Below are 25,758 nucleotides of genomic sequence, written 5' to 3' on the forward strand. Positions count from 1 at the left end.
ATTGATAATTGCCAAGTTTAGGCCCGAAAAACCGCGGGGTATAAAAAAAGGCGCTTTAAGCACCTTTTCTGTTTAAATATTAGCGAAACGTTCCTGTTACTTTGGAACTTGCACCGACGCTATTACGCCATTACGTGTTACCGCTATAATCTTATCATCAACCTTCAACGGCGCAGCATAGATTGAATCATCTTCGTCATCGCCGCCAACATCTAGGCGTGCAACAACTTCACCTGTTTCTTGTTCAATCCAGTGTAGAAAGCCCCAGTTGTCACCAACAACCACATGGTCGCCTACTGGAGTAGCAGCCGTTAATGAGCGATGCTTAAGTGAACCTTGAGACCAAAGCTCTACGCCGTTTCGTCTATCAAGGGCATAAACGTTAGAGTTGTTGTCTACAACAAAAATTTTATTGCCGTCGATATTCAAATTGCGAAACGATGCATATTCACGTTTCCAAATTACACGACCTGAACGTAACTCTACAGCAGCTAATGTTCCGTTGTAAGAAACCGTGTAAACCGTGCCGCCAAATAAAACAGGCGTTGTGTCGATATCAACAATACGCTCTAACTCTGTTGCACCAGAAGGCGTTGCAATTACCGTTTCCCACGCAAGTACACCTGTTTCGATAAGATTAACCTGAATCTTACCTGTAGGTGTGCCGATGATAGCACCACCGTTAGATGCGATTGGGCCAGAAATACCACGTAATGTTAGCGGAGGAGTATCACCTTCGTGTCTCCACAACTGTTCACCAGTGCGGGTATTGAAACCAAATAAGCTACCAGCACCCGTGTTAACCACTAAGATACCTTCATCAGCTGCCGGAGCCGCTAAAACCTCACCGGGAACAGACGCATCCCAAACCAACTCTCCGGTTTCTGCATCCATTGCAGCTACATAGCCGTTTTCTGTACCAATGAATACGTGTCTGTCTGCTACGGCGATACCACCAATACGTGCAGTCTCACCGCTACGCCACAAATTAGTGACTGAGCTTAGCATGCCCTCAGAGCGAAACTGTGCGAAATCTTTCTCCCACAACACCTTACCCGACTCAGGGTCCATCGCGACAACGGCGCCATGGCGATCGGCAGCATAAAGCTTGTCATAGGCATAAACAGGGCGAAGACGAGAGAAGTAATGATTAACGCCATCACCAATATCGCGATCCCACACTAATTTAGGTGTGAATTTAGCCTCAATAGGCTTTAAACGACGAATCTCTAATTCTTCGTCATCTGCAAACCAGTCTGAAATAGTTGAGCAGCCAGACATTGTGATAGACACCGCGAGTGCCATACCTATCGTGCGAGCAAATCGACCTTTACGGCCACACGTGTTGTGAAACAAATTGCGTACCTCTTTATTATTTATACCAGCCCTAAGGCTTTCGCTTATTGCGCAGCAGATACCGATAGGTTATCTAACTTCATTTGTAAAAGCGGATTGTTGGCATTTTTTTCTAACGCATTTGAATAAGCTAAGCGAGCATCATCAAACTTGCCTTGTTTTTGATACACATCGCCTTTTAATTCAGAAACTTCTGCTGCAAATGCGTCGTTTGTTACATTGCTAAGCGTAGACAACGCCGCGTCCAGCTGGTTCATTTCAATTTGCACACGCGACAAACGAAGTGAGGCAAGCACTTTCAATTCATCATTTTCGGCAAAGGTTACTACGCTATTTAGGTGAGAAGCTGCAGCGTCTAAATCACCGGCATCTACCGCTTGCTTAGCAGCAAGAAGGCTGGCAATGCTCGCATAACCACTGTCTTTGTTCTCTTCGATAAAAGCTTTAACTTTTGCGTCGCTGCCTTCTGTACCGAATGTTTCTACGGCATTTTGATAGGCAACCGATGCCGCTTCTTTAGTTTCAATTTGCGCTTCTGAATACGCTCTCCAGCCCCAAAGGCCACCTAGACCAAGCGCTGCACCGACAATAATTGCAGTACCGTGCTCTTTCCAAAAACGTTTAATCGCTTCTACTTGTTGTTCTTCTGTTGCGAACTGTTCCATGATGTCCTCTTTTTATTTTGCGCTCAGCATCTCTGCAACCTTATCAGATAAGGTGTCGAAGCTGACTGTAACTTGTTCTTGACCATCGCGTAGTGGTTTAACACCTACTTCGCGAGACTGCATTTCGTCATTGCCTAAAAGCAGCGCTAAACGTGCACCTGTTTTATCTGCACGCTTTAGTTGTTTTTTAAAGTTGCCGCCGCCACAGTGCATCATTATGCGTGTATTAGGAAGCGTATTTCGAAGATGTTCTGCTACCTCAATAGCGTATGACTGTGCCTCTTCGCCCATCGCCGTTACGTAAACATCTGCGAAACTTGAGTCCTGACCTTCTTCGGTTAACGTGGTTAGCAACAGTACCAAACGTTCAATGCCCATAGCAAAACCAACCGCAGGCGTTGCTTTGCCACCCAGCTGCTCTACCAAGCCATCGTAACGGCCTCCAGCACACACTGTACCTTGGGCTCCCAGGCTGTCTGTCACCCACTCAAACACGGTACGGTTGTAGTAATCTAATCCGCGCACTAGTCGAGGATTTATTTCAAACTCAATACCTGCTTGCGTTAAGCGCGAACACAAGGTTTCAAAATGCACTTTAGATTCTTCATCAAGATGATCGATTAGCGCTGGCGCATCGGCAATAGCAGCTTGAACATCAGGGTTCTTTGAATCGAGTACGCGAAGTGGGTTCGTTTCAAGTCGACGCAGGGAATCTTCATCGAGCTGGTCTGCACGCTGTTTTAAGAATTCAACCAGCGTATCGCGATATGCAGCGCGAGCTTCGTTTGAACCTAAGGTATTAATTTGAAGTTTTACGTGTTTCTCAATACCAAAAGCTTTCCAAAAGCGTGCACTAAGAAGAATAACTTCTAAGTCGATGTCAGGACCGTCCATACCGTAGGTCTCTACACCGAACTGATGGAACTGGCGATAACGCCCTTTTTGTGGACGTTCATGACGGAACATTGGCCCCATGTACCACAGGCGTTGCTGCTGGTTGTACAATAAGCCGTGTTCGTTTCCTGCGCGCACGCAACTTGCCGTACCTTCTGGACGTAGCGTTAAGCTGTCGCCATTTCTATCTTCGAAGGTATACATTTCTTTTTCAACGATATCGGTAACTTCACCGATAGAGCGCTTGAACAAGTCGGTGCTTTCAACGATGGGAGTACGTATTTCTTGGTAACCATAACTCGCCACAACCTGACGAAGTACAGATTCTACCTTCTGCCATGTACCGGAAATCTCCGGTAGGCAGTCATTCATGCCTCGAATTGCCTGAATAGTCTTAGCCACGTGAAATTCTCATACTGCTAAATAGTGAAAAGCCCCGCATTATAGGGGCTTTGGGAGAAAACAACAATGAACAAAAAATGTCTTAGTCTTTAACCGAGACCTGAATTTTATTTTGTTCACTCATACGCGATGCTTTGGCTCGAATCTTAGCTTCAAGCTTATCCACTAGATCGTCGTTAGGAAGACGTTCTTTAACGCGCTTACCGTCTTCGTATAAGCCACTCATGTTACGTGCGCCAGTAAGGCCCAAATCAGACACTTCTGCTTCGCCTGGGCCGTTAACCACGCAACCGATGATAGAGACATCCATTGGCGTAAGAATATCTTCCAATCGCTGCTCAAGAGCATTCACTGTGCCGATTACATCGAATTCTTGTCGTGAACAACTCGGGCAAGCAATAAAGTTTATACCGCGCGAGCGAATACGCAGTGACTTAAGAATATCAAAGCCTACCTTGATTTCTTCCACCGGGTCAGCGGCTAACGATACGCGCAACGTATCACCAATACCTTCAGCCAATAGCATACCTAAGCCAACTGCACTCTTCACGGCGCCGGCGCGCTGACCACCGGCTTCGGTAATACCTAAGTGAAGCGGCTGGTCTATTTTTTGTGCCAATAAACGATAGGCGCCAACAGCTAAGAAAACATCTGACGCTTTAACGCTGACTTTGAATTGATCGAAGTTAAGTTTGTCGAGAATATCCACATGACGCATTGCGGATTCAACCAGCGCTTCTGGCGTTGGCTCACCGTACTTTTCTTGTAAGTCTTTTTCTAACGAGCCACCGTTCACACCAATACGAATAGGAATATTTTTGTCTTTTGCACAATCGACCACAGAGCGCACACGCTCCATATTACCTATGTTACCTGGGTTAATACGCAGACAATCTACGCCGTATTCAGCAACCTTAAGTGCAATACGGTAGTCAAAATGAATGTCTGCAACGAGTGGCACACTCACCTGCTTTTTAATTTCTTTAAATGCTTCAGCCGCTTCCATCGTGGGCACAGATACTCGAACGATCTCGCCCCCCACTGCAACAATACGGTTTATTTGATCGACGGTCGCTGCCACATCTGTGGTCCGCGTATTCGTCATAGATTGAACAGCAATGGGAGCGCCATCACCAATGGGGACGTTACCTACATTAATACGCGTAGACTTTCTGCGCTTAATAGGGCTTTCTGCAAACATCTAATTACCTATAAAGGAAGTGCGAAGCGAGCTGTTTTACCGTTTTGGTATGAAGAAATATCAACAGACTCGCCGTTAACTGATATGCGCACATTATCCGGTGCACCGAGCGTAACTTCAACAGGAGGAACGCCTTGAATTTCCATAACTCGTCCTTTTAGCTTTACCCCATAGGCAATAGCTTCTCCAGACGCGTCTTTTATATTAACCCAACAGTCATCGTCGAAAGTGAAAACCATAGCAATTGGCGCTGCATCAGACTGACTATTCACATTAAGGTTGGGTTGGGGTTCGTTACTATTCGCAGAATCAACCAGAGCGGTTAGGTTATTGCTATCATTCACCTCTGTATCGGGTGCTGAGATTGCACCATCATTCAAGCTACCGTCTTGGTTAAAACCGCTATCTTGGTCGCTGAACGCACCGCTGGTTTCTGAGTTTGAACTATTGCTCACGCCCGTGTCTAGCTGATTGTTTCCAGCCGTATCACCCTGCGACGACGAGGCGTCAGTAGTTACATTGTCGGTATCTGTGCCCGCCGATGAGACAGGCGTATTAGCGGCTTCTCGCTTAACAGCCTCACTAAGTGGCAGTTCAGCTACCGTGTCGTCACTAGGCTGTTGATACCACCACACGACAACGGCGGCAATGATAAGAAGTAAAATAACATAAGTTACCATCATCCACCTGTCATCGTGTGTCTGTTTTGCGACACGCTTTGAAAAGCTCTGTAATTTCTCGGAAGATGGTACAGATGTTTGATTGTGGAAGCGTTCGAATGCCTCAATAACTTCTTGAGAATTCATGCCTAATTGCTTGGCATAATTTCTCACGTATCCTTTTGTAAAAGTCACCGAAGACTTTTCATCAATGACATCATTTTCTAAATCATTGATTTGTTTAGCTTTCAAAAATAATTTATCAGCAATATCTTGTTGAGACAAACCTAGCGTTTCACGGCGCGCTTTTAGCATTGCCCCTGGACTTGGCGTGTTTTCTTGTTGTTGCGAAGTGACTTCTTGATTCGCTTTTTCTTCCGACACCATTAAACCTTATTCCTCCTGCATACTCGGTGGTACTAACCAAAGCGTCTGACCAGCAATAATAGCGCCAGTATTTTCAAGGTTATTCCACTCTTGCAGTGTTGCCATTTTGATATTGTGCAATAAAGAAATACGATATAAGTTTTCACCTTCTTTTACTACATGGAATTTATCACTTTGCACAGATAATTCAGTATTTTGTGCTTTTTCCGGTGTGTTAGCTGTGGCTGTAGGAGCGTTGTCGGTGTTATTGCTCTGAGATTGACGCTGAGCGTCGTTGTCTTGGGCGACGCTCTTTTCATTTTCTTTATCGTTTGATGATGTTTGTGTAAGCCCGTCGGTATTTGTTTGGTTTTCGCTTATTTGTGTTTCAGAATCGTTTGGCTGTGTAGATTTGACGGTTTTAACCACTTTGTTTTGCATACTTTCACGTTGCACTAAGTAACGTTTAGTAAGCTCACTTTCAGGGAACAATGACATCATCATTTCGCCATACCCCTTTGCAGTCTCTAGATCCCCTTTCCCTTTGGCTATTTCATAAGCTAACCACAATGAATCTGGCGTAACTTTGGCAACACGTTCGTATTTTCGTAACGTAGATTCAGCAAGTTCCCACTGTTCTGAAACCGTGTAAAGTTCACTGAGTAAGAACAGGCTTTTGCCCCTAGCAGGCTGATGTTTTAATGCGTCTTGAAAATAGCCGATCGCTTCATCTAGCTTACCTTGACTTTGCGCGCACAATGCCAAGTTCTCGTAGGTTTGCGCTGCGTTAGCGTAAAGCCTGTTATTTATAGCATCAAAGAAATACGCTTTGGCTTTTTCGTATTCGCCGTTTTGGCACTTAAACGCGCCATAACTGTTGGCAATATCGCCATTGTTAGGCGCTAGGTCGATAGCAGTTTCATAGTACTCTTCCGCTCGAAGGTTATCGCCCACCAGCTGATAGTAATATGCCATCGCAAACTGAACATCTGCAGAGCGTGGATTAAACTCAAGCGCTTTATCGAGGTTCTTTTTTGCCTGTGTGTAGTTGTTATTTTGAAGGTAGGTAAGACCAAGGGACATGCGTGTTTTGGCGGCTTCTTCGTGATCGAAGTTACCGCCATACAACCCTGACTGGCTATTACTGACACAGCCAGAAGTGAAAATAATCGCGCTTAAAAAGCCAATTTTAAGTGACGTTCGCAATCCCGCAACCATAGTCTTACCCTAATATCTTAATGATTATTGGGCCATTTTTACCGAAATTGCTTCGCCCTTCACCTGTTTTTTTAACATTCTTTTCGTTCTGTCTACCACATCACCCACTAATTGACCGCATGCTGCGTCGATATCATCACCTCGTGTTTTACGCACAACGGTTGTAAACCCATATTCCATAAGCACTTTTGCGAATCTATCAATACGCGAATTGCTCGAACATGTATAAGGCGAACCCGGGTAAGGGTTAAATGGTATTAAGTTTATTTTACTAGGTGTGTCTTTCAATACCTTTGCCAACTGGTGCGCTTGTTCAGTGCTGTCATTGATGTTTGAAAGCATAACGTATTCTACCGTCACACGGCCTTGGTTCGCTTTAGATTTGGCCAGATAACGACGTACGCCTGCTAAGAAGGCTTCGATATTGTACTTCTTATTGATAGGCACGATCTCGTTGCGCAACTCATCGGTGGGTGCGTGTAATGAAATAGCTAACGCTACGTCTATTTGGTCACCCAACATATCTAGCGCAGGTACTACACCAGATGTACTTAGCGTAACGCGGCGTTTAGACAGGCCGAAACCGAAATCGTCCAGCATAATATCCATGGCTGGTACAACGTTTTTAAGGTTAAGCAGTGGCTCACCCATACCCATCATTACTACGTTAGTGATAGGGCGTTTGCTTGAGTCTTTTGAAAGACCAAGGAAAGTAGCTACACGCCATACCTGACCAATAATTTCACTTACACTTAGGTTACGGTTAAACCCCTGCTGCGCCGTTGAACAGAAAGTACACTCTAGCGCGCAACCTACCTGTGATGACACGCAAAGCGTTGCACGGTCAGTTTCTGGGATCCAAACAGATTCAACTTCCTGACCACCTTCAAGGGTAAGTGCAAACTTAATAGTGCCGTCGCTCGCTTCTTGAAAGTATGCAATTTCAGGCGCTTTAATTTCGCAATTTTCAATGAGCATCGCGCGAAGGTTTTTATTGAGGTTACTCATTTCCTCGAAATCGCTGATACCGTGCTGGTAAATCCATTTCATCACCTGATCGGCACGAAACGGTTTCTCGCCCATTTCTTTGAAGAAATTGCGCAAGCCTTCGCGATTTAAGTTTAATAAGTTAGTTTTTGCCATGAATAAGATGACCCTTTTACCTTCGAGGGATGCCCCTCTTACTACTGAATACGGTGTAAAAACCAGCGATTCGACTATGTCTTGAACGACATTTAAGAAAAAGAAAAGCGCTGATTAAAATTTGCGCGGATTTTACCACAGATGAGATTTGAGAAAAAGCCGATTTAACGCAGAGAAACGTTAAGTTTGGCAATGCGCAAGAAGCGTGGTTTAGCTTGCCTAAATGAGCGCCGAGCAAAGCAGCATAAAGCGTGTATCTTTCTTCTGAGTGACTGAGCGCGCTTTAGGCAATGCGCGAGAAGCGTGGTTTAGCTCGCCTAAATGAGCGCCGAGCAAAGCAGCATAAAGCGTATATCTTTCTTCTGAGTATCTGAGCGCGCTTTAGGCAATGCGCGAGAAGTGTGGTTTAGCTCGTCTAAATGAGCGCCGAGCAAAGCAGCATAAAGCGTGCTCAGACGCTCAGAAACAAAAAACGGGGCTTATAGCCCCGTTTATCTACCTACGTAATCTTAGCGAGTACGTGGGCAGATTTCTTCTTCAGAGAAGAAGTAAGCAATTTCACGTGCTGCTGACTCAGGTGCGTCAGAACCGTGAACTGCGTTTTCGTCGATTGACGCAGCGTAGTCTGAACGAAGTGTACCTGCAGCTGCATCAGCTGGGTTAGTTGCGCCCATGATTTCACGGTTAGCTAGAACTGCGTTTTCGCCTTCTAGTACTTGAACCATAACAGGACCAGACGTCATGAAGTCTACAAGTGCGCCGAAGAAAGGACGCTCTTTGTGTTCTGCATAGAAGCCTTCTGCTTGCTCTTTGCTCATGTGGATCATCTTAGATGCCACGATGCGAAGACCTGCAGATTCGAAACGGTTGTAAATTGCACCGATTACGTTTTTAGCTACCGCATCAGGCTTGATAATCGAAAAAGTACGCTCAAGAGCCATGTTCTCTCTCCAAACAAATAGTGTGTGTATCTTTAAAATTTTGGCCGCGAATTATAGGCAATAAATAGCAGCTTGACCAGAGCCTTTATCAAATCAGATATAAAGTACTGTTTTTATGCGCAAATGTAGAGAAAGGTTAGCCTGTTGGCGATGACAATATGATGACAGCGTACAGATTATTTTGCACAGAACTAATTATCGAGGACTCACCTGCCCCACTGCCTTTACTATGGAACCCTAAAACGGCTTAAAGAAACCAACGCTTAAAAAATTAAGCGTTGGCTTTTGCTAATTCTTGGATTTTACCCACAATGGCGCGTAAGCCATTACCGCGAGTTGGCGTGATATGACGCTCTAGGTCTAGTGCTTCAAAATAGCCGTCGATATCAAACGCTAAAATATCTGTTGGCGTTTTGTCATTATAAGCGGCAAGTACTAACGCAAGCAGTCCTTGAACGATAACTGCATCGCTGTCTACGTCAAAGTTGATTTTATTGCCATCGTAAGACTCCACCAACCAAACGCTGCTCTGACAACCTTTAACCAAACGCTCGGGGGTTTTAGCATCTTCAGGCAAGCCCGGAATAGATTTCCCTAAATCAATGATGTACTGATAACGCTGTTCCCAATCGTCGAAGAACGCTAAATCATCAATAATTTCGTCACTGCTAGGTAGTTGCATTGCTATTTCCGCTTAATTTGTTTGAAAAATTGTGTGATTAAATTTCACTGTGTGGATGATTAGAAGAACAGGCCTGCTTCAAGCTGTGCTTCTTCACTCATCATATCACGGGACCATGCAGGGTCGAATACAAGCTCTACGTTGACGTTTTTAACATGGGGAACCATGGCAACGCGGTATTCAACGTCGCCAACCAATACTGGGCCCATGCCGCAGCCTGGTGCGGTCAGGGTCATATCAATATTGACGCTGCTAGTATCTTGATCAATTTCCACTTTGTAGATAAGACCAAGGGATACGAGATTGATAGGGATCTCAGGGTCAAAGATAGTTTCTAAAGCGTCCCACACTTGCTGTTCGCTAATATTGCCATCTTCTGGCGCGTCAAAGCTCAATGTCATCGCTTTTCGGCCAATAGCACCTGCATCAGTACCATCGATGCGGTACATATTGCCACGCCACGTTACCGTATAGTTACCACCGAGCTCTTGGGTGATATTCACAAACTCGCCTTCAGGGATCACGGTAGGATTGCCCGCTGGAACCAAGCGCGCTTTACAGTCGCGCTCGGTGGTCACCATTTTTTGCTTCATAAACTACTTAGTACTCTTTGTTCTACCACTGATGGCCTTTGACGTGGCACTTAGCCAACGTTAAAGCTTTCACCGCATCCGCACTCATCAACCACGTTCGGGTTGTTGTATTTAATGACGCCGTTAACACCTTCTGTAACGTAATCAATTTCAGTATTACGCAATAGGTCGGTGGCATCTGCAGCCACAGCTACGTTAAGTACTGGCGAAATTTCAACAATTTCGTCATCGGCTTGCGCACTATCTGCGAAATCAAGCACATAGGCATAGCCCGTACAGCCGCTTACTTTTGTCGATAAACGAATTAACTGACCAGGCTTGTCTTTAAGCTTACTTTCGAAATGCTTAACGGCACTGTCAGTTAGCGAAATGAGTTTTGTACTAGGTACGAAAGTTTCAACACTCATAATGCCTCCTTAGGCCAACATCATTTTTGCTTTTTTAAGCGCAGCAAATAAGCTGTCGACTTCTTCAAGCGTATTGTAAATTGAGAACGACGCACGAGCAGTACCCGGAATACCAAAGCGCTTCATTAGCGGCTGTGCACAGTTATCACCGGTACGAATTGCAACGCCTTGTCTATCAAGAATGAAGCCCACGTCCGCCGGGTGCGCACCTTCCAGTAGAAAGCTCAGCACGCCTACCTTGTTAGGTGCCGTACCGATTATCCGCATACCATCAAACGCTTCGGCCTGCTCGGTAGCATAGGCAAGCAGCTTTTGTTCGTGTTCATGCAAAGCATTGACATCAAGGGCACTAAACCAATCTACTGCAGCGCCCATACCAATGGCACCTGCGATGTTCGGCGTACCGGCTTCTAATCGATTTGGCAACGCACCCCATGTGGCTTCATGGTAGGTCACATCTTTGATCATCTCGCCGCCTACCTGCCAAACAGGCCAGGTTTCTAGCACCTCTTTTTTGCCCCACAGACAGCCAATGCCTGTTGGACCGAATAGCTTGTGTCCTGAAAATGCGTAAAAATCACAGCCAATGTCTTGTACGTCAACACCGCCGTGAGCAATGCCCTGTGCGCCATCAACCAGCACCCATGCGCCTACCGCTTTCGCTTTATCAGTCAGCAGTTTAATTGGGTTCACCGTACCTAGTGCATTCGATACGTGGGGAAACGCCACTAGCTTTGTGTTTTCAGACAGCAGTCTATCGAAAGCGTCTACGTCTAACTCTCCGCTGTCGAAAATAGGTACAACATTTAGCGTTGCACCAGAACGGCGACACGCTTGTTGCCAAGTAACCAAGTTTGCGTGGTGCTCAAGCTCGGTCACCATTACTTCGTCACCTTCGCTTAGTAGCTGTCCAAGACCATTGGCGACTATATTGATGGCTTCTGTGGTGCCGGATGTCCAAATAACTTCTTCACGCGCTTTCGCGTTAATGAACTTTGCAACGCTGGAACGTGCATTTTCGTAACGGCGCGTGGCTTCATCCGATAAATGGTGCGCACCGCGGTGCACGTTTGCATTCGTCCCCGTGTAAAAATCTACTAAGGCGTCGATAACGGCCTGAGGTTTTTGTGTTGTTGCCGCGTTATCTAGGTAGACCAGCGGCTTGCCGTCTACCGTTTTAGATAAAATAGGAAACTGGGCACGAAGTGCTGCAACGTCTAAGCTCATTTCACCTCCATTTGGGCGAAGCGCTCACTTAAAATTGGTGCTAGCCATTCACGGACTGCCGCATTAGGCACGTCATTTATAAGCTCTTGAATGAAGCCAAAGTTGAGCATTACCAGTGCTTTACTGCGAGAAACGCCGCGGGTAAGCATGTAATACAAGGCTTCTTCTTCAATTTCAGCAACCGTTGCACCGTGAGCACATTTTACGTCATCAGCATAAATTTCAAGCTCAGGCTTGGTGTTGATAACGCCGCGACGAGATAGCAACAAGTTGCGGTTATTAAGTTCAGCCAATGTCTTTTGCGCATCACGATGAATATGAATGCGACCATTAAACACAGCACGTGCTTTATCGCCTACAATCCCACGCGCGTTTTCTTCTGTTGTGCCATTAGGCATGGCGTGCTCAATGGTGGAGTGAAGGTCAAATAACTCGCCTTCCGCCAGAAGATAAATGGCATTCATTTTTGCATCGGCAAATTCGCCGGCGTGATGAATGTCTACATCTAAACGGGAAAGCTCACTTCCATAGCCCACCATGGTGCTGTTAAGCGTGGTGCGGTTATGAAGTTTAAAGTGGCTGCCGCCTAATTGCTTGGCTTTGCCAGTAAACATAGCAAAACGATAGTGCTCTAGGTGTGCATCATCAGCCAGGTCATATTCAGCAAACGCTGTGGTTAAACTTTCAGTATCGCCAAAACCTTGCTCGATAACAGTAGCACTTGCGCCTTCAGCGACCTTCACCACCACACGCGTATGAGCATCAACATTTTGCGACGCCATGTTCACAATGCGCACTGGCGTGTCGATTTTCGCGCCTGCTTCAACATTAATAAATATACCGTGTTGGCACAGCGCATCGTTAACTAGGCCAAACATATGACGGGTAGGTTTAACCTGACCGTATACACTGCTGATCGCTTGCTGCGTGGCATTATCATCATTATTAAGTGACGTGATGCTCATGCCAGCTGGCACATTTAGCGTGTTAACCTGCGTGACCAAGACACCGTCTACAAATACAAGGTCGATAGCATTTAGGTTATCGATAGCGGGTACCGGTAAACTGTCTGCCTGAACCGCTTGCTTAGCTTCACGCTTTTCAACGGGTGTTAGCGGCGTAAAACGCCAGCTTTCGTTTCTACGGGCTGGCCAACCATCAGCTTTTAACTTTTCTAAGGCCTGCTGACGCACGGGCGCTAAGTAATCGGAGATTTGCGCCGCATCAATGACCTGTTCTAGCCATTGACTCATGCTTCAGCCTCCTCGTACGCTTTACCTAGGAATGCGTATCCGCTCTTCTCTACTTCTAGCGCTAGTGACGCGTCACCGCTTTTCACAATTTTGCCGTCGGCAAGAATGTGTACAAAGTCAGGCTTGATATAGTCTAGAAGACGTTGATAGTGGGTAACAACGATGAAGCTTCGCTCGCCATCGCGCTGGCTGTTAACGCCATCGGCAACAACCTGAAGTGCGTCAACGTCAAGGCCAGAGTCTGATTCATCTAGAATACAAAGCTTTGGCTCTAGCAAAATCATTTGCATGATTTCGTTACGCTTCTTCTCACCACCAGAGAACCCTTCGTTTACACCGCGCTTCAAGAAATCCAATGGAAGCTGTACCTGCTTGCACGCTTCTTTTGCTTTCTTTAAAAACTCAGCAGCTGTTAATGGCGCTTCGCCGCGCTGTTCGCGCATAGCGTTAACTGACTCTTTCATGAATTCCATATTGCTTACGCCAGGAATTTCAACTGGGTATTGGAACGCAAGGAAAAGGCCTTCACGGGCACGCTCTTCTACTTCAAGCTCTAATAGGTCTTTACCGTTAAGCGTGGCTTCGCCTTCGCTTACTTCGTAACCTTCACGACCAGATAGGACGTAGCCTAGTGTACTTTTACCGGCTCCGTTGGGGCCCATGATAGCGTGTACTTCACCAGGTTTAACTTCAAGGTTAAGACCTTTAATGATGTTTTTCTCTTCCACGCTGGCATGTAAATTCTTGATACTAAGCATTGATTACCCCACTGAACCTTCAAGACTAATTTCGAGCAGCTTGCCGGCTTCTACGGCAAATTCCATTGGCAGCTCTTTGAATACTTCTTTACAGAAACCGTTAACAATCATAGAAACGGCCTTTTCTGTGTCTAAGCCACGTTGCTGACACAGGAATAATTGTTCGTCGCTCACCTTCGATGTTGTTGCTTCGTGCTCAACAATGGCTGAAGGGTTGCGGCTTTCGATATACGGGAATGTGTGCGCGCCACATTTGTCACCGATAAGTAGCGAGTCACACTCGGTGAAATTACGTGCACCGTCTGCGCGAGGGCCCATTTGAACCAGCCCGCGATAGGCATTGTTACTGTTACCCGCTGAAATACCTTTAGAGATGATGGTCGACTTGGTGTTTTTACCCACGTGGATCATCTTAGTACCGGTATCAGCCTGCTGGCGACCACGAGTAAGCGCTACTGAGTAGAACTCACCTACACTGTTGTCGCCTTTAAGTACACAGCTTGGGTACTTCCACGTTACCGCAGAACCTGTCTCTACCTGCGTCCACGAGATTTTGGCATTGGTATGCGCTACACCACGTTTTGTCACGAAGTTGTAGATACCGCCTTTACCGTTCTCGTCACCCGGGTACCAGTTCTGTACCGTTGAGTATTTAATTTGCGCATCGTCCATTGCCACTAGCTCAACCACAGCCGCGTGCAGCTGGTTTTCATCTCGCTGTGGTGCAGTACAACCTTCAAGGTAGCTTACATAGCTGCCTTCATCAGCAACAATCAAGGTACGCTCGAACTGACCGGTGTTCATTTCGTTAATACGGAAATAAGTAGAAAGCTCCATTGGGCAACGTGTGCCTTTTGGAATATAGACAAATGAACCGTCAGTAAATACAGCGCTATTAAGCGCAGCAAAATAGTTATCTGTGCGCGGCACTACCGAACCGATGTATTTCTTTACAAGGTCCGGGTACTTCTGTACTGCCTCAGAAATTGGGCAAAAGATCACACCCGCTTCTTCAAGCTTATCACGGAACGTAGTAACAACCGATACCGAGTCGAATACCGCATCTACTGCTACGCCTGCCAGCATTTCCTGCTCGTGTAGAGGAATGCCCAGCTTTTCATAGGTGCGAAGTAGCTCAGGGTCAACTTCATCTAGCGACTTAGGCTTATCTTTCATACTCTTTGGTGCCGAGTAATAAGAAATGGCCTGATAATCGATTTTCGGATAGTCGACATGCGCCCAATCAGGCTCTTCCATTTCTAGCCATGCATGATAAGACTTCAAACGCCATTCAAGCATCCATTCAGGCTCGTTTTTCATTGCTGATATGCGGCGGATAACCGACTCGTCCAGGCCGCTTTCAAACGTTTCCGATTCGATTTCTGAATAGAAACCCGCATCGTACTTTCTTTCTAACGCCTGTTCGATCTGTTCACTCATGTTGGGATCTCACTTGTTTGCCTGCATTTGCTGCCACTAACCTTTCTATTTAACTGGCAAATAAATCACCCCACGGTCTTGGTAATTTATATCGACTTTCAACTTCAACAACGTCATTTATTTGGGTTTACGCCCAAAAGAGTTGCCAAAACTGCCAGTTACATTGCGGACAGCCTAAAATTTTGGTGCCGTAGTATATAATACCCGACTATTTCACTCAAATATTCAGCCATTAATTTATGGCCACTTACGCGTTTTAAACGCTTCTTAAAGGTCCATTTCCTTCAAACGCGCATTAATTTTCTTCCACATTCACTAAAATAAAAAAGAATGCGCTAACACTAACTACGCTTTGCCTACTACAAAAAACCGCGCTCAACGACGGTATAGGCGTTTATGCTGAAACCGCTTGGCGTAGTCTTGTGGTTACATCCACTACTTTTTGTATTACGTAATCGATGTCTTCTTGGGTCGTAAAACGCCCCACGCTGAATCTAATTCCTGCATGCGCCAATTCGTTGCTGCGGCCAATCGCTTTCAGCACATACGAGGGCTCTAGACTCGCTGATGTACATGCCGACCCTGAAGATACAGCAATATCATTTAAGCCCATCATCAAGCTTTCACCGTCTACACCCGCAAAGCTCACATTTAAAATACCCGGGATACGCTGTGTTGCGTGCCCATTTAAATAGATATCGTCGAGCTGTTGAAGGCCTTGCCACAGCGATTCACGCAGCGCTAAAATGCGCGCACTATCCTCTTCTATTTTTGAAGAAGCTAGCGCGATGGCTTCACCCATTCCAACAATTTGGTGGGTGGCTAATGTACCCGACCGCATGCCGCGCTCGTGGCCCCCGCCATGAATTTGTGCAACCAGATTGATTTTAGGACGGCGACGCACATATAGTGCCCCCATACCTTTCGGGCCGTATATCTTGTGCGCCGATATAGACAGCAAATCTATAGGAAGCTCAGCTAAATCAATGGCAATTTTGCCCACACTTTGCGCACCATCCACATGAAAAAGAATGCCTTTGTCACGACAAAGCTGGCCAATAGCTTGAATGTCTTGGATAACCCCAAGTTCATTGTTAACGTGCATCACCGACACCAAAATAGTGTCGTCGCGCAACGCATTTTCGAGATCATTTAAATCAATTAACCCGTTTGGCAATACTTCAAGATACGTAACCTCAAAGCCTTGGCTTTGTAAGTACTCACAGGTATCTAACACCGCTTTGTGTTCGGTATTAACGGTAATGATATGTTTGCCTTTATTGGCATAACCTTGGGCAACGCCTTTTATTGAAAGGTTGTTCGATTCAGTGGCCCCCGAAGTAAAAACAATTTCTCTAGGGTCGCAATTAAGCGCGTCGCTGATTTGATTTCTAGCAACATCAACCGCTTCTTCTGCCATCCAGCCGAAGCGATAGCTACGAGAAGCTGGGTTACCAAAGTTGCCATCCAGCGTTAGGCATTTTGCCATTGCCTCGGCCACATTCGGGTCTACCGGTGTTGTTGCTGCGTAATCTAAATAAATGGGTGTTGATAAAGCCATGCGTTACTCAATACCAATTTAAAGTTGAATACTAACTTCGATATCTTTGGTGATATGACGAAGTGATGCATTACCGTCTTGACGGTCGGCTACCTCTTGCACATCACGCTTTGCCATTAACTCGCCCAACGTAATTGAATTCAAAAACGCCGCAATGCGATCACTTAGGTCTTGCCACAAGCTGTGCGTTAGGCAGCGATCGCCGCCTTGACAGTCTGCTTGTCCTTGGCAACGTGTCGCATCAATGGACTCGTCGACGGCGCGAATGACTTCGCCTATCGCAATTTTGCTTGCTTCACGGCCTAACAAATAGCCGCCGCCAGGCCCGCGAACACTGTCTACTAATTGCTCTTTACGCAATCGAGAAAAAAGCTGTTCAAGGTAAGATAAAGAAATTTCTTGTCGTTCTGAAATGTCGGCAAGAGGCACTGGACCACGCTTTGAATGCAAAGCGACATCAAGCATTGCGGTAACCGCATAGCGCCCTTTCGAAGTGAGTTTCATTGGATTCTCCCGCCGTTTTATAGTGCGGGAATTTTCACATACCCGACTAAAATGGTCAAGTATAAGACCCAGTAAATTAGTCAGGTATTATTGATTCGAGTAATCGCTTTTGTACATCAAGGCTTTCGTTTCATTTTAGCCCGATCCAAATAAGCACTAATAGACGCTAATAGGTGCCGAATTAGCGTGGTTACTTCTACGCTAAATGCTAAGAAATCGTTTATTCTGCAAATGAATGATAACGTCGACCATAAGCGCTATTTGTTTGCATTTAAGTGAATATGAGCAAGAATACTGTCTGCTATCCGATGTGATTGAACGGTATCTATTTGATGGCGCAACCCGCGCAATATTTGATGTTTAGCACCTGATATAGCCCTGGCTGTCGCAACACCGCCACTGGGATGCACCATGTGATCAACATCTCCGTGTATCACTAATGTTGGGGCTTTGACATTTTGAAGCATTGGCGTTCGGTCCCCGGATTTCAAAATAGCACCGATTTGCCGGAACATCGCTTTTGCATCACTTTTGCCACCATTTCGCTGCCATGCCAAACGCGCGTACTGATGCCATTGATTTACGGCTCCGTTTGCAGCTACATCGCCAATATGCGTCATCATTGCCTGATAGTTTTTTACTGCGTCTTTTTCGTTCATTGGCGCTTTAGCTCTTGCCATTCGCCATAGCGTTGAATAAGAGGGTTGCCCTACGCGGCGATTCCCTGTCGTTGAGAAAATAGACGTCATAGATATCACTTTTTCAGGATGCAGACTTGCAAGAGTCTGTGCAATCATCCCTCCCATAGACATTCCTGCGATATGTGCGCTTGATATATTTAGCGCCTCTAACAACTGTGCAGTATCTTCAGCCATCCGTTCAAGTCCATATGCACCTTTCGGCGACCTTCCTCTTAACTGCTGTAATAGGCTGGGATGCGGTGTGTCGCTGCGTACTGACCTTCCTGCATCACGATTGTCAAAGCAAATAACGCGAAATCCACTAGAAACTAAACGCTCAATAAGCGCGTTTGGCCAATAAACCAACTGAAGACCTAAACCCACAATAAGTACAATGGTGTCGGTATTTCCGACACCATGTTCGGCATAGCAAAACCTATCACCGCTTTTAAGCGTTACGTATTGCTCATGATGCTGGGCTAAACTCATTTAAAGCTCTCGTGATTTAATAAAAGTAAGTGTGCGTCTATTAAAATTTCTATTCAAACTTAAGCGCTGGATCGTCTACACGGCCTTTCCGAAAAATTTTCACGTCTTGTGCATAATTGAACGACATAGACCATGGAAACTGCATGCCTTGACGTGGCAACTGTTCTAAAGAGCGTTGGATGTAGCCAGCGCCAAAGTTTAGCAACGGTTGTGTTTCCATATTTGGGTCTGCTATAGGTGTACACTGTGTAAAGCCGTGCTCTCCCATATGATTGAGCAATCGCGTGAAATGTTCACATAGAAGGCCAATTTTTAGTGTCCACGATGAAGCTGTATAACCCACCGCAATAGCAAAATTAGGCACGCCACTGAGTAACATACCTTTATACGTAACACATTCTGGAAGCGAAATAGCTTCACCATCAATTTTTGGCACTATCCCTCCTAAAGGCAGAAGGTTTAATCCAGTGGCTGTTACTATAATATCTGCTTCAATATGCTGGCCCGAATCAAGTTTAATGCCCGTTTCAGTAAACGTATCTATAGTATCTGTTGCAACCGACGCTTTACCTTTCGAAATTGACTCGAATAAATCTCCACCCGGAACTGCACACAGTCGTTGCTCCCAAGGATTGTAAGGTGGGTTGAAGTGTATATCTACTGGATATCCTTCGGGTAACATTTTTGCATTAAGACTGCGTATTATCTTGCGCGCACGATGCGGAAAGCGCTGACAAAACGCGTACACCCAACGCTGTTTCGCTATGTTAAACCAACGCGCAGCTTTAAACGCTGTGTCCTCGCTAAACCACGCGCGTAAATGTTTTGCGATTGGGTCATCTACGGGAACAGGCAATACGTAGGATGGCGTTCTTTGCAGCATAGTCACGTGCGACGCGCTTTTCGCTAGTGCGGGAACCAGCGTTACCGCCGTTGCACCGCTTCCGATTACCACTACGCGTTTGTTTTCGTATTCCAGATCTTCAGGCCAATGCTGTGGATGTACAATCTGACCGTTAAATTGTGATTGCCCTTTGAAATGTGGTGCATAACCTTTATCGTATCGATAATAACCCGAAGCGTTAAATATCCATCTGGCGGCAATGTGCTCATGCTGCCCACTCTCTTCTGACTTTAACGTAACCCGCCAATAGTGTTTATCGCTTTGCCAATCTATATCTACCACACGAGTTAAAAAACGTATGTGCTCTTTAATACCGTTTTCAGCCGCGGTTTCTTCTACGTAAGCCTTTATTGAACGACCATCAGCAATGGCCTTTTTCTCTTTCCAAGGTTTGAATTCGTAGCCAAAGGTGAATAAATCAGAATCTGAGCGTATTCCCGGGTATTTGAATAAATCCCATGTGCCGCCCAAATCACTGCGGGCTTCTATAATAGAATATGAAAGGTCAGGACATTTTTTTTGAATGTGGTAGGCGCAGCCGATACCCGAAATTCCGGCTCCAACAATTAGTACGTCGAGTAATGGCGCTGTTTCTTGCATAACGTCCCTGAAAAGTGATGATCAACCTTTCATCTCAATGTATGTTGGAGTTATGCATGAGTCAATGTGCTTGTTAATGTTTTGTAAAAACAAGCTTTTGTGAATTTTTACTATATAAGGGTGAAGGTTCTCGGCCTTAGCACCCGAAAATAGTATGCGGAATTAGAGTTAAATAGCGGGGTCGAAAGAAGAATGCGCCTTCTCTCGCTCTTGGGTTTCCGTTAGGTCGAAACCCGTATCTGCGAAATCTTCAGCGCTAATATTGTGTAAATTATCGGTACACACATCGCCACCTAGTGACTGAATGACCTTGCACATCTCTTCCACTTTAGTGTCCATTTGGTGCATATGCTCTAGCATTATGCCCATCGCATTGGCCACAGGATCAGGGTTATCTGGCGCGACAGCATAGGCATCAAAACCATATTTCTGGGCAATTTTATCTCGTTCAGGGTTTACCGACGCATTCATCTCTTTTTGCTTCGAGATAATGATACGACCCGGGATCCCCACCGCCGTAGCGCCATCAGGAATATCTTTTACGACCACGGAGTTAGACCCTACTTTAGCGTTTTCACCTATAATAATAGGCCCTAACACTTTAGCACCAGCCCCAACTACAGCGCCTTTTTTAAGGGTTGGGTGGCGCTTACCGGCTCTCCAGCTAGTGCCTCCAAGAGTAACGCCGTGGTAAAGGGTGACATCATCGCCAATTTCTGCAGTTTCACCAATGACCACACCCATACCGTGATCGATAAATACCCGTCGTCCTAACGTGGCACCAGGGTGAATTTCAATCCCCGTAAGCCAACGGCTAAAGGTTGATAAACTGCGTGCCAACCATTTCCATTCAGCCTTCCATAGTTTGTGACTAATGCGATGCAGCCACACTGCATGAAGTCCAGGGTAGTTGGTTAGCACTTCAAAGGTGTTTCTGGCCGCTGGGTCGCGATGAAATACACCTTGAATATCATCTTTTATACGGGCGAACATAGTGTTTACTCTTTTTCTTCTATCGCTGGTGCAGGGTCTGCATCGCCTGAGTTAGCATTCTTCACCGATTTATCAATAGACGCCAATATACCGCGTAATATATTAAGCTCTTGAGACTCAGGGCGCGCTCGGTTAAACAAGCGGCGCAGCTTAGTCATAACCACACCCGGGTGACTTTTGCGAATGAACGACGTGCCTTCCAGCGTGGTTTCCAAATGCGTATAAAAACGCTCTAAATCGTCATTCAGTGGATATTCTTCCTCAACACTTGGATAGGTTTCGCGATTTAGATAGGCCATGCGAATCTCATAACAAAGGGTTTGCACTGCTGCTGCTAAATTAAGAGAGCTGTATTCAGGGTTGGCTGGAATACACATATGGAAGTGACACTGCTGCAGCTCTTCATTAGTTAAACCACTGTTCTCACGCCCAAACACCAAGGCTACCGGGTACTTTTCTACTTCTTGGACCAGTTTTTCGCCGCAGTCGCGCGGGCCTAACATAGGCCATGAATGAGTGCGAGAGCGTGCAGACGTCCCTACTACCAAGCCACAGTCTTTAACAGCCTCTTCCAGCGTGCTTACAATTTTCGCGTTAGCAAGCACATCACCAGCCCCTGCCGCCAATGCACTGGCTTGGCCGTCTGGCTCATTTACTGGGTCGACAAGATATAAGCTGCTCAGCCCCATGGTTTTCATAGCTCTTGCTGTCGAGCCGATGTTTCCCGTGTGAGACGTGTTAACTAAAATAATGCGAATATTCTCGAGCATGCGTGTAATACCTACGTACTTATTTGGATAGCGTCTTTAATTCGATAATACGCGCTTTTGGCGTGCTATCTTACAGACCTTAATAGCGTGAAGTTTAACACAGCGGCAGTATAGATGGCTATTCACGCTATTGTGCTGGGATTTCATTTGCATCGCGCATAGATTCTGGTAGACTCCGCCCGTTTTCGAAAACAACTAGCTATTTTTTGTACAGTTAGTTTGTTTCATTGGTCTTTTACAATTGGTGGTTTATCTATGCATCCTATGCTGAATATTGCGGTGCGCGCTGCGCGTGCGGCTGGAACAGTTATTGTTCGTGGTTTTGAAAAACATAATGAAGTAGCAACAGAGTCAAAAGGCTTAAACGACTTCGTTACTCAAGTTGATAAAGAAGCAGAACAAGCAATTATTGCCAAAATTCAGCAGTCTTACCCGAACCATTGCTTCCTAGGTGAAGAATCGGGTGAAGTTTTGGGCACAGAAACTGATTATCAGTGGATCATCGATCCACTAGATGGCACCACTAACTTTGTAAAAGGCATTCCTCACTTTGCCGTTTCAATTGCACTTCTTCACAAAGGTCGCTTAGATCAAGCGGTTGTTTTCGACCCAATTCGCAGCGAACTATTCACCGCGAGCCGTGGTCAAGGCGCGCAGCTTAACGGTTATCGTATTCGTGCTTCTAAGCCTCGTGACCTTTCTGAAACCATTATTGCTACTGGCTTACCGTTTAAGAACAAGTCTCAATTTGGCGAGTATGCACTAAGCCTTAACAAAATTTTCCACGAAGTGGGCGACATTCGCCGCGCGGGTAGTGCAGCGCTAGACCTTGCTTACGTTGCAGCTGGCCGCCACGACGGTTACTGGGAGCGCGGCATTAAATCTTGGGATATCGCAGCAGGTGAGCTTATTGTTCGTGAAGCTGGCGGATTGGTAACAGACTTTAAAGGCGGAAACGACCCGCTTCACAAAGGCGAAATTGTTGCTGGTAGCGTGAAGGTTGTTCAAGGCTTAGTGAAGCATCTTAAGTAAGAAGCATCTTAAGTAAGAAACACCTGAAGTAAGAAACATCTAGAGTAATTTAAACACCTTACATAGTTAGGTAAAGAGAAACCCTCGCTACATTATTGGTTGAAGGCGCTATTAACGGCGCCTTTTTTTGTGACCATTTGACATAAAAAAACCGCATCATAGATGCGGCTTTTTGTACGTTTCAAGCGTGTAAAACTAAGGCATAGGATCTAAATCTGCGCCTTCCTTTTCCACTTGTGGTGGCATTAGGTCTTCTTTACTAATACCCAATGCAAGTGCCACTGAACTTGCGATGTAAACCGATGAGTAAGTACCTACCACTACACCAAACAGCAATGCTGTTGCAAATCCGTGAATAAGCGCACCACCCTTGTAGAATAATGCAACCAATACCAACACCGTGGTTAATGAGGTGATGATAGTACGGTTTAAGGTTTGCGTTAGCGAGATATTGATAATCTCAACAGGCTCACCTTTACGAATTTTGCGGAAGTTCTCACGAATACGGTCACACACAACGATGGTATCGTTAAGTGAATAACCAATTACCGCTAGTACCGCTGCAAGTACCGTAAGGTCAAACTCGATTTGAAGTACTGAAAACAAACCCAGCGTAAGTATGACGTCGTGAGCTAGTGCCGACACTGACCCTAGAGCGAATCGCCATTCAAATCGCATCGCGACATAAACCAGAATACACAAGAGTGCGACTAGCATCGCAAGGCCGCCCTGCTCAGTAAGCTCTTCACCTACGTTAGGACCTACGAACTCGATACGACGCATATCAACCTCAGTACCGTCAGCGCGCAAGGCAGCTAGTACCTGTTCACCAATAGTCACGGCTTTAACGCCATCACGAGGAGCAATGCGGATAAGTACATCTTGGCTGCTGCCAAAGTTTTGCACTATAGCATCTTCAAAGTTCGCTTCGTTTAGCTGGGCGCGAATGCCTTCTAAGTTAGCAGCGTCCTCATAGCCAACTTCAATTAGCGTACCGCCAGTGAAGTCTAGCCCCCAGTTAAGGCTATTAACGCCTAGCGACACGAACGAACCTAAAATGAGTACCGTTGATAACACCATCGCAGGAATGCGAAGGCGCATAAAATTGACGGTATCGGATAGTTTTAATAATTGCATGTTACTTCCTTAAATCGCCAATTTCTCTACGCGTCGACCGCCCCATACTGCGTTAACAATAACGCGCGTAACTAGGATTGCGGTAAACATCGAGGTTGCTATACCAATCATCAGTGTAATCGAGAAGCCTTTAATTGGGCCTGTGCCCACGGCAAAGAGGATTAAGCCTGCAATGAAGGTGGTAATGTTAGCATCTAGAATGGTAGAAAAAGCACTGTCGTAACCCTGATGAATGGCATGCTGTGGGCTGCGGCCATCACGTATCTCTTCTCGTATACGCTCAAAGATAAGCACGTTTGCATCTACCGCCATACCAACGGTCAGTACAATACCAGCCATACCCGGTAGCGTAAGCGTTGCACCAGGGATCATCGACATAATGCCCACAATCATAACCAGGTTTGTAATCAGAGCGATGTTCGCTACCACACCAAACGCTTTGTAGTAAATCAACATGAAAACAAGTACCGCTGCCAGACCATACATAATAGCCTGCATGCCCAGCTCAATGTTTTCTTTACCCAAGCTTGGTCCAACCGTACGCTCTTCAACAATTTGAATTGGCGCAATCAGTGCACCTGCGCGAAGTAGCAACGCTAAGTCACGGGCTTCTTTCGGTGAATCAAGACCTGTGATTTGGAACTTGCTGCCCAGCTGCGCACGAATAGTCGCAACCGAGATAACTTGCTCGTGTTTTTCAAACACTAGCTTGCCGTCTTTGTTACGTTCGCCAGTCGACTTGTATTCGATAAACACCGTAGCCATTGGTTTACCAATATTGCCACGGGTTGAGCGAGACATCTTATTACCGCCTTCAGAATCAAGCGAGATGTTTACGTTCGGAAGTCCGTACTCATCAACACCGCTATTCGCATCAATAATATGGCTACCGGTTAGCATAATACGCTTTTCAAGTAGCTGAGGAATGCCTTGCTGATCTTCAATCACTTGAGAGCCAGGAGGAACGCGGCCGTTCAATGCATCACGGATATCGTTCTTCTGATCTACCATGCGAAATTCTAGTGTTGCTGTGGCATTAAGAATCTCTTTCGCACGGGCGGTGTCTTGAATACCTGGAAGCTGCACAACAATGCGATCAGCACCTTGCTTTTGTACAAGCGGCTCAGCCACACCAAGTTGGTTTACACGGTTGCGAATAATGGTAATGTTTTGCTTAACCGCGTTGTCGCGAATTTCCTGAAGCTTGCTTTCAGCAAAAATAGCGCGAAGTGTTAAGTCGTCCACCTGGTTAAAGGTTAGGTCGCGACTTTGGTTGCGCAAAAAGAACTCTGCCTTGTCTAGCGCATCTTCATCACGGAACGTAATGTCGATATGATCGTCAACCTGTTTTACACCGCGATAACGAATGCCCTCTTCACGCAGCGAAGTACGGAAACCACCCTCTGCGTCTTCTAGCGACTTAGCAATCACTTCGGTCATATCCACTTCCATCAAGAAGTGAACACCACCGCGAAGGTCAAGACCTAGCTTCATTGGCGCGCCACCTAGGCCTTCAAGCCATTCTGGCGTGTCAGGGGCAAGGTTCATAGCCACGTAGTAGTCATCACCAAGCGCCTTTTCAAGCGTTTCGCGCGTTACAAGCTGGGTGTCAGAATCCGAAACGCGAACTAATATTTGTTCGTTCTCAAATTCAACACGTTTTGGAGAGATATTCTTTTCACTTAGCGCGGCTTTTACTTGTTCCACAGTGGCGTCAGTTACCACAGCGTCACGGCCTGCTGAGATTTGTACGGCGTGATCTTCACCGTAAATGTTAGGAAGCGCATAAAGTGCACACATTGCAACCACAATGAGTGCACTCAGTACTTTCCAAATAGAGTTTTTGTTTAGCACTGGATAATCCTTTCGTGCCAGTACCGGGA

At 45.9% G+C, this 25,758-nt stretch carries 24 protein-coding genes; 1 reads left to right on the top strand and 23 read right to left on the bottom strand.

The features are described 5' to 3' along the window. Positions 1–96 precede the first annotated feature (96 nt). The 21 genes from bamB to trmJ all read right to left on the bottom strand — a co-directional run bounded on the left by bamB (position 97) and on the right by trmJ (position 21,706). The gene (bamB, locus tag BZA03_RS15480; protein WP_080752359.1) at positions 97–1,356 is read right to left on the bottom strand and encodes an outer membrane protein assembly factor BamB; all 1,260 of its coding nucleotides are present in this window, start codon (positions 1,354–1,356) and stop codon (positions 97–99) included. A 44-nt stretch (positions 1,357–1,400) separates the two neighbouring features. Then, positions 1,401–2,021: a tetratricopeptide repeat protein gene (locus BZA03_RS15485; protein ID WP_014950165.1), complete on the bottom strand. Its 621-nt coding sequence runs from the start codon at positions 2,019–2,021 to the stop codon at positions 1,401–1,403. Between the two features lie 12 nt (positions 2,022–2,033). Then, positions 2,034–3,317 carry a histidine--tRNA ligase gene (gene hisS / locus BZA03_RS15490; RefSeq protein WP_110289235.1) on the bottom strand — a complete coding sequence of 428 codons (1,284 nt, stop codon included), beginning with the start codon at positions 3,315–3,317 and terminating at the stop codon, positions 2,034–2,036. An 82-nt stretch (positions 3,318–3,399) separates the two neighbouring features. Beyond that, positions 3,400–4,518 carry a flavodoxin-dependent (E)-4-hydroxy-3-methylbut-2-enyl-diphosphate synthase gene (gene ispG / locus BZA03_RS15495; RefSeq protein ID WP_014950167.1) on the bottom strand — a complete coding sequence of 373 codons (1,119 nt, stop codon included), beginning with the start codon at positions 4,516–4,518 and terminating at the stop codon, positions 3,400–3,402. Between the two features lie 8 nt (positions 4,519–4,526). Beyond that, positions 4,527–5,564, bottom strand: a complete 1,038-nt coding sequence (locus BZA03_RS15500) for a RodZ domain-containing protein (RefSeq protein ID WP_110289236.1) — start codon at positions 5,562–5,564, stop codon at positions 4,527–4,529. Between the two features lie 6 nt (positions 5,565–5,570). Further along, positions 5,571–6,761, bottom strand: a complete 1,191-nt coding sequence (pilW, locus tag BZA03_RS15505; RefSeq protein WP_039228362.1) for a type IV pilus biogenesis/stability protein PilW — start codon at positions 6,759–6,761, stop codon at positions 5,571–5,573. Between the two features lie 24 nt (positions 6,762–6,785). Next, a complete protein-coding gene (locus BZA03_RS15510) occupies positions 6,786–7,904 on the bottom strand; it encodes a bifunctional tRNA (adenosine(37)-C2)-methyltransferase TrmG/ribosomal RNA large subunit methyltransferase RlmN (RefSeq protein ID WP_014977032.1) in 1,119 nt (372 codons plus the stop codon). 509 nt (positions 7,905–8,413) lie between these two features. Beyond that, the gene (ndk, locus tag BZA03_RS15515; RefSeq protein ID WP_012519000.1) at positions 8,414–8,845 is read right to left on the bottom strand and encodes a nucleoside-diphosphate kinase; all 432 of its coding nucleotides are present in this window, start codon (positions 8,843–8,845) and stop codon (positions 8,414–8,416) included. Positions 8,846–9,116: 271 nt separating this feature from the next. Continuing rightward, positions 9,117–9,527 (bottom strand): SufE family protein, encoded by a 411-nt coding sequence (locus BZA03_RS15520; RefSeq protein ID WP_014950170.1) that lies wholly within the window; start codon positions 9,525–9,527, stop codon positions 9,117–9,119. A gap of 59 nt (positions 9,528–9,586) precedes the next feature. Then, positions 9,587–10,120: a putative Fe-S cluster assembly protein SufT gene (gene sufT, locus BZA03_RS15525; RefSeq protein ID WP_014977033.1), complete on the bottom strand. Its 534-nt coding sequence runs from the start codon at positions 10,118–10,120 to the stop codon at positions 9,587–9,589. 50 nt (positions 10,121–10,170) lie between these two features. Then, positions 10,171–10,527 carry an iron-sulfur cluster assembly accessory protein gene (locus BZA03_RS15530; protein ID WP_014979828.1) on the bottom strand — a complete coding sequence of 119 codons (357 nt, stop codon included), beginning with the start codon at positions 10,525–10,527 and terminating at the stop codon, positions 10,171–10,173. 9 nt (positions 10,528–10,536) lie between these two features. Next, the gene (locus tag BZA03_RS15535) at positions 10,537–11,754 is read right to left on the bottom strand and encodes an aminotransferase class V-fold PLP-dependent enzyme (RefSeq protein WP_110289237.1); all 1,218 of its coding nucleotides are present in this window, start codon (positions 11,752–11,754) and stop codon (positions 10,537–10,539) included. Next, the gene (gene sufD / locus BZA03_RS15540) at positions 11,751–13,007 is read right to left on the bottom strand and encodes a Fe-S cluster assembly protein SufD (protein WP_110289238.1); all 1,257 of its coding nucleotides are present in this window, start codon (positions 13,005–13,007) and stop codon (positions 11,751–11,753) included. The genes BZA03_RS15535 and sufD overlap by 4 nt, the downstream gene beginning before the upstream one ends. Further along, entirely contained in the window at positions 13,004–13,765 is a 762-nt protein-coding gene (gene sufC / locus BZA03_RS15545) for a Fe-S cluster assembly ATPase SufC (RefSeq protein ID WP_014950175.1), read from the bottom strand. Before sufC ends, sufD begins: the two co-directional genes overlap by 4 nt. Before the next feature lie 3 nt (positions 13,766–13,768). Further along, the gene (sufB, locus tag BZA03_RS15550) at positions 13,769–15,205 is read right to left on the bottom strand and encodes a Fe-S cluster assembly protein SufB (protein ID WP_014950176.1); all 1,437 of its coding nucleotides are present in this window, start codon (positions 15,203–15,205) and stop codon (positions 13,769–13,771) included. Positions 15,206–15,599: 394 nt separating this feature from the next. Further along, positions 15,600–16,766: an IscS subfamily cysteine desulfurase gene (locus BZA03_RS15555; RefSeq protein ID WP_110289239.1), complete on the bottom strand. Its 1,167-nt coding sequence runs from the start codon at positions 16,764–16,766 to the stop codon at positions 15,600–15,602. A gap of 18 nt (positions 16,767–16,784) precedes the next feature. Continuing rightward, positions 16,785–17,270 carry a Fe-S cluster assembly transcriptional regulator IscR gene (iscR, locus tag BZA03_RS15560; RefSeq protein ID WP_014950178.1) on the bottom strand — a complete coding sequence of 162 codons (486 nt, stop codon included), beginning with the start codon at positions 17,268–17,270 and terminating at the stop codon, positions 16,785–16,787. Between the two features lie 257 nt (positions 17,271–17,527). After that, a complete protein-coding gene (locus BZA03_RS15565) occupies positions 17,528–18,439 on the bottom strand; it encodes an alpha/beta fold hydrolase (protein WP_101565283.1) in 912 nt (303 codons plus the stop codon). 49 nt (positions 18,440–18,488) lie between these two features. After that, on the bottom strand, positions 18,489–19,943 hold the full coding sequence (locus BZA03_RS15570; protein ID WP_110289240.1) for an NAD(P)/FAD-dependent oxidoreductase: 1,455 nt from the start codon (positions 19,941–19,943) through the stop codon (positions 18,489–18,491). Between the two features lie 168 nt (positions 19,944–20,111). Beyond that, positions 20,112–20,936, bottom strand: coding sequence for a serine O-acetyltransferase (gene cysE / locus BZA03_RS15575; RefSeq protein ID WP_110289241.1), 825 nt, complete (start codon positions 20,934–20,936; stop codon positions 20,112–20,114). A gap of 5 nt (positions 20,937–20,941) precedes the next feature. After that, positions 20,942–21,706 (bottom strand): tRNA (cytosine(32)/uridine(32)-2'-O)-methyltransferase TrmJ, encoded by a 765-nt coding sequence (gene trmJ / locus BZA03_RS15580; RefSeq protein WP_014950182.1) that lies wholly within the window; start codon positions 21,704–21,706, stop codon positions 20,942–20,944. A 255-nt stretch (positions 21,707–21,961) separates the two neighbouring features. On the opposite strand from trmJ, the gene suhB reads away from it, so the two are divergent. Beyond that, positions 21,962–22,738 (top strand): inositol-1-monophosphatase, encoded by a 777-nt coding sequence (gene suhB / locus BZA03_RS15585; protein WP_014950183.1) that lies wholly within the window; start codon positions 21,962–21,964, stop codon positions 22,736–22,738. A gap of 195 nt (positions 22,739–22,933) precedes the next feature. Here suhB and secF read toward each other — a convergent pair whose 3' ends face one another. After that, a complete protein-coding gene (secF, locus tag BZA03_RS15590; protein WP_014977044.1) occupies positions 22,934–23,875 on the bottom strand; it encodes a protein translocase subunit SecF in 942 nt (313 codons plus the stop codon). Positions 23,876–23,884: 9 nt separating this feature from the next. Then, entirely contained in the window at positions 23,885–25,729 is a 1,845-nt protein-coding gene (gene secD / locus BZA03_RS15595; protein WP_014950187.1) for a protein translocase subunit SecD, read from the bottom strand. Between the last annotated feature and the right edge of the window lie 29 nt (positions 25,730–25,758).

The sequence above is a fragment of the Alteromonas sp. I10 genome, from assembly GCF_003201515.1.
Lineage (GTDB): Bacteria > Pseudomonadota > Gammaproteobacteria > Enterobacterales > Alteromonadaceae > Alteromonas > Alteromonas macleodii.

What these genes read in the sequence shown, in the direction of transcription:
- BZA03_RS15555 (WP_110289239.1), bottom strand. Translation starts at nt 16,766, where the DNA reads ATGGCTTTATCAACACCCATTTATTTAGATTACGCAGCAACAACACCG.
- sufC (WP_014950175.1), bottom strand. Translation starts at nt 13,765, where the DNA reads ATGCTTAGTATCAAGAATTTACATGCCAGCGTGGAAGAGAAAAACATC.
- BZA03_RS15535 (WP_110289237.1), bottom strand. Translation starts at nt 11,754, where the DNA reads ATGAGCTTAGACGTTGCAGCACTTCGTGCCCAGTTTCCTATTTTATCT.
- cysE (WP_110289241.1), bottom strand. Translation starts at nt 20,936, where the DNA reads ATGTTCGCCCGTATAAAAGATGATATTCAAGGTGTATTTCATCGCGAC.
- sufD (WP_110289238.1), bottom strand. Translation starts at nt 13,007, where the DNA reads ATGAGTCAATGGCTAGAACAGGTCATTGATGCGGCGCAAATCTCCGAT.
- ispG (WP_014950167.1), bottom strand. Translation starts at nt 4,518, where the DNA reads ATGTTTGCAGAAAGCCCTATTAAGCGCAGAAAGTCTACGCGTATTAAT.
- BZA03_RS15500 (WP_110289236.1), bottom strand. Translation starts at nt 5,564, where the DNA reads ATGGTGTCGGAAGAAAAAGCGAATCAAGAAGTCACTTCGCAACAACAA.
- secF (WP_014977044.1), bottom strand. Translation starts at nt 23,875, where the DNA reads ATGCAATTATTAAAACTATCCGATACCGTCAATTTTATGCGCCTTCGC.
- sufB (WP_014950176.1), bottom strand. Translation starts at nt 15,205, where the DNA reads ATGAGTGAACAGATCGAACAGGCGTTAGAAAGAAAGTACGATGCGGGT.
- iscR (WP_014950178.1), bottom strand. Translation starts at nt 17,270, where the DNA reads ATGAAACTCACTTCGAAAGGGCGCTATGCGGTTACCGCAATGCTTGAT.
- BZA03_RS15510 (WP_014977032.1), bottom strand. Translation starts at nt 7,904, where the DNA reads ATGGCAAAAACTAACTTATTAAACTTAAATCGCGAAGGCTTGCGCAAT.
- BZA03_RS15485 (WP_014950165.1), bottom strand. Translation starts at nt 2,021, where the DNA reads ATGGAACAGTTCGCAACAGAAGAACAACAAGTAGAAGCGATTAAACGT.
- trmJ (WP_014950182.1), bottom strand. Translation starts at nt 21,706, where the DNA reads ATGCTCGAGAATATTCGCATTATTTTAGTTAACACGTCTCACACGGGA.
- BZA03_RS15520 (WP_014950170.1), bottom strand. Translation starts at nt 9,527, where the DNA reads ATGCAACTACCTAGCAGTGACGAAATTATTGATGATTTAGCGTTCTTC.
- ndk (WP_012519000.1), bottom strand. Translation starts at nt 8,845, where the DNA reads ATGGCTCTTGAGCGTACTTTTTCGATTATCAAGCCTGATGCGGTAGCT.
- pilW (WP_039228362.1), bottom strand. Translation starts at nt 6,761, where the DNA reads ATGGTTGCGGGATTGCGAACGTCACTTAAAATTGGCTTTTTAAGCGCG.
- sufT (WP_014977033.1), bottom strand. Translation starts at nt 10,120, where the DNA reads ATGAAGCAAAAAATGGTGACCACCGAGCGCGACTGTAAAGCGCGCTTG.
- BZA03_RS15570 (WP_110289240.1), bottom strand. Translation starts at nt 19,943, where the DNA reads ATGCAAGAAACAGCGCCATTACTCGACGTACTAATTGTTGGAGCCGGA.
- suhB (WP_014950183.1), top strand. Translation starts at nt 21,962, where the DNA reads ATGCATCCTATGCTGAATATTGCGGTGCGCGCTGCGCGTGCGGCTGGA.
- BZA03_RS15530 (WP_014979828.1), bottom strand. Translation starts at nt 10,527, where the DNA reads ATGAGTGTTGAAACTTTCGTACCTAGTACAAAACTCATTTCGCTAACT.
- BZA03_RS15565 (WP_101565283.1), bottom strand. Translation starts at nt 18,439, where the DNA reads ATGAGTTTAGCCCAGCATCATGAGCAATACGTAACGCTTAAAAGCGGT.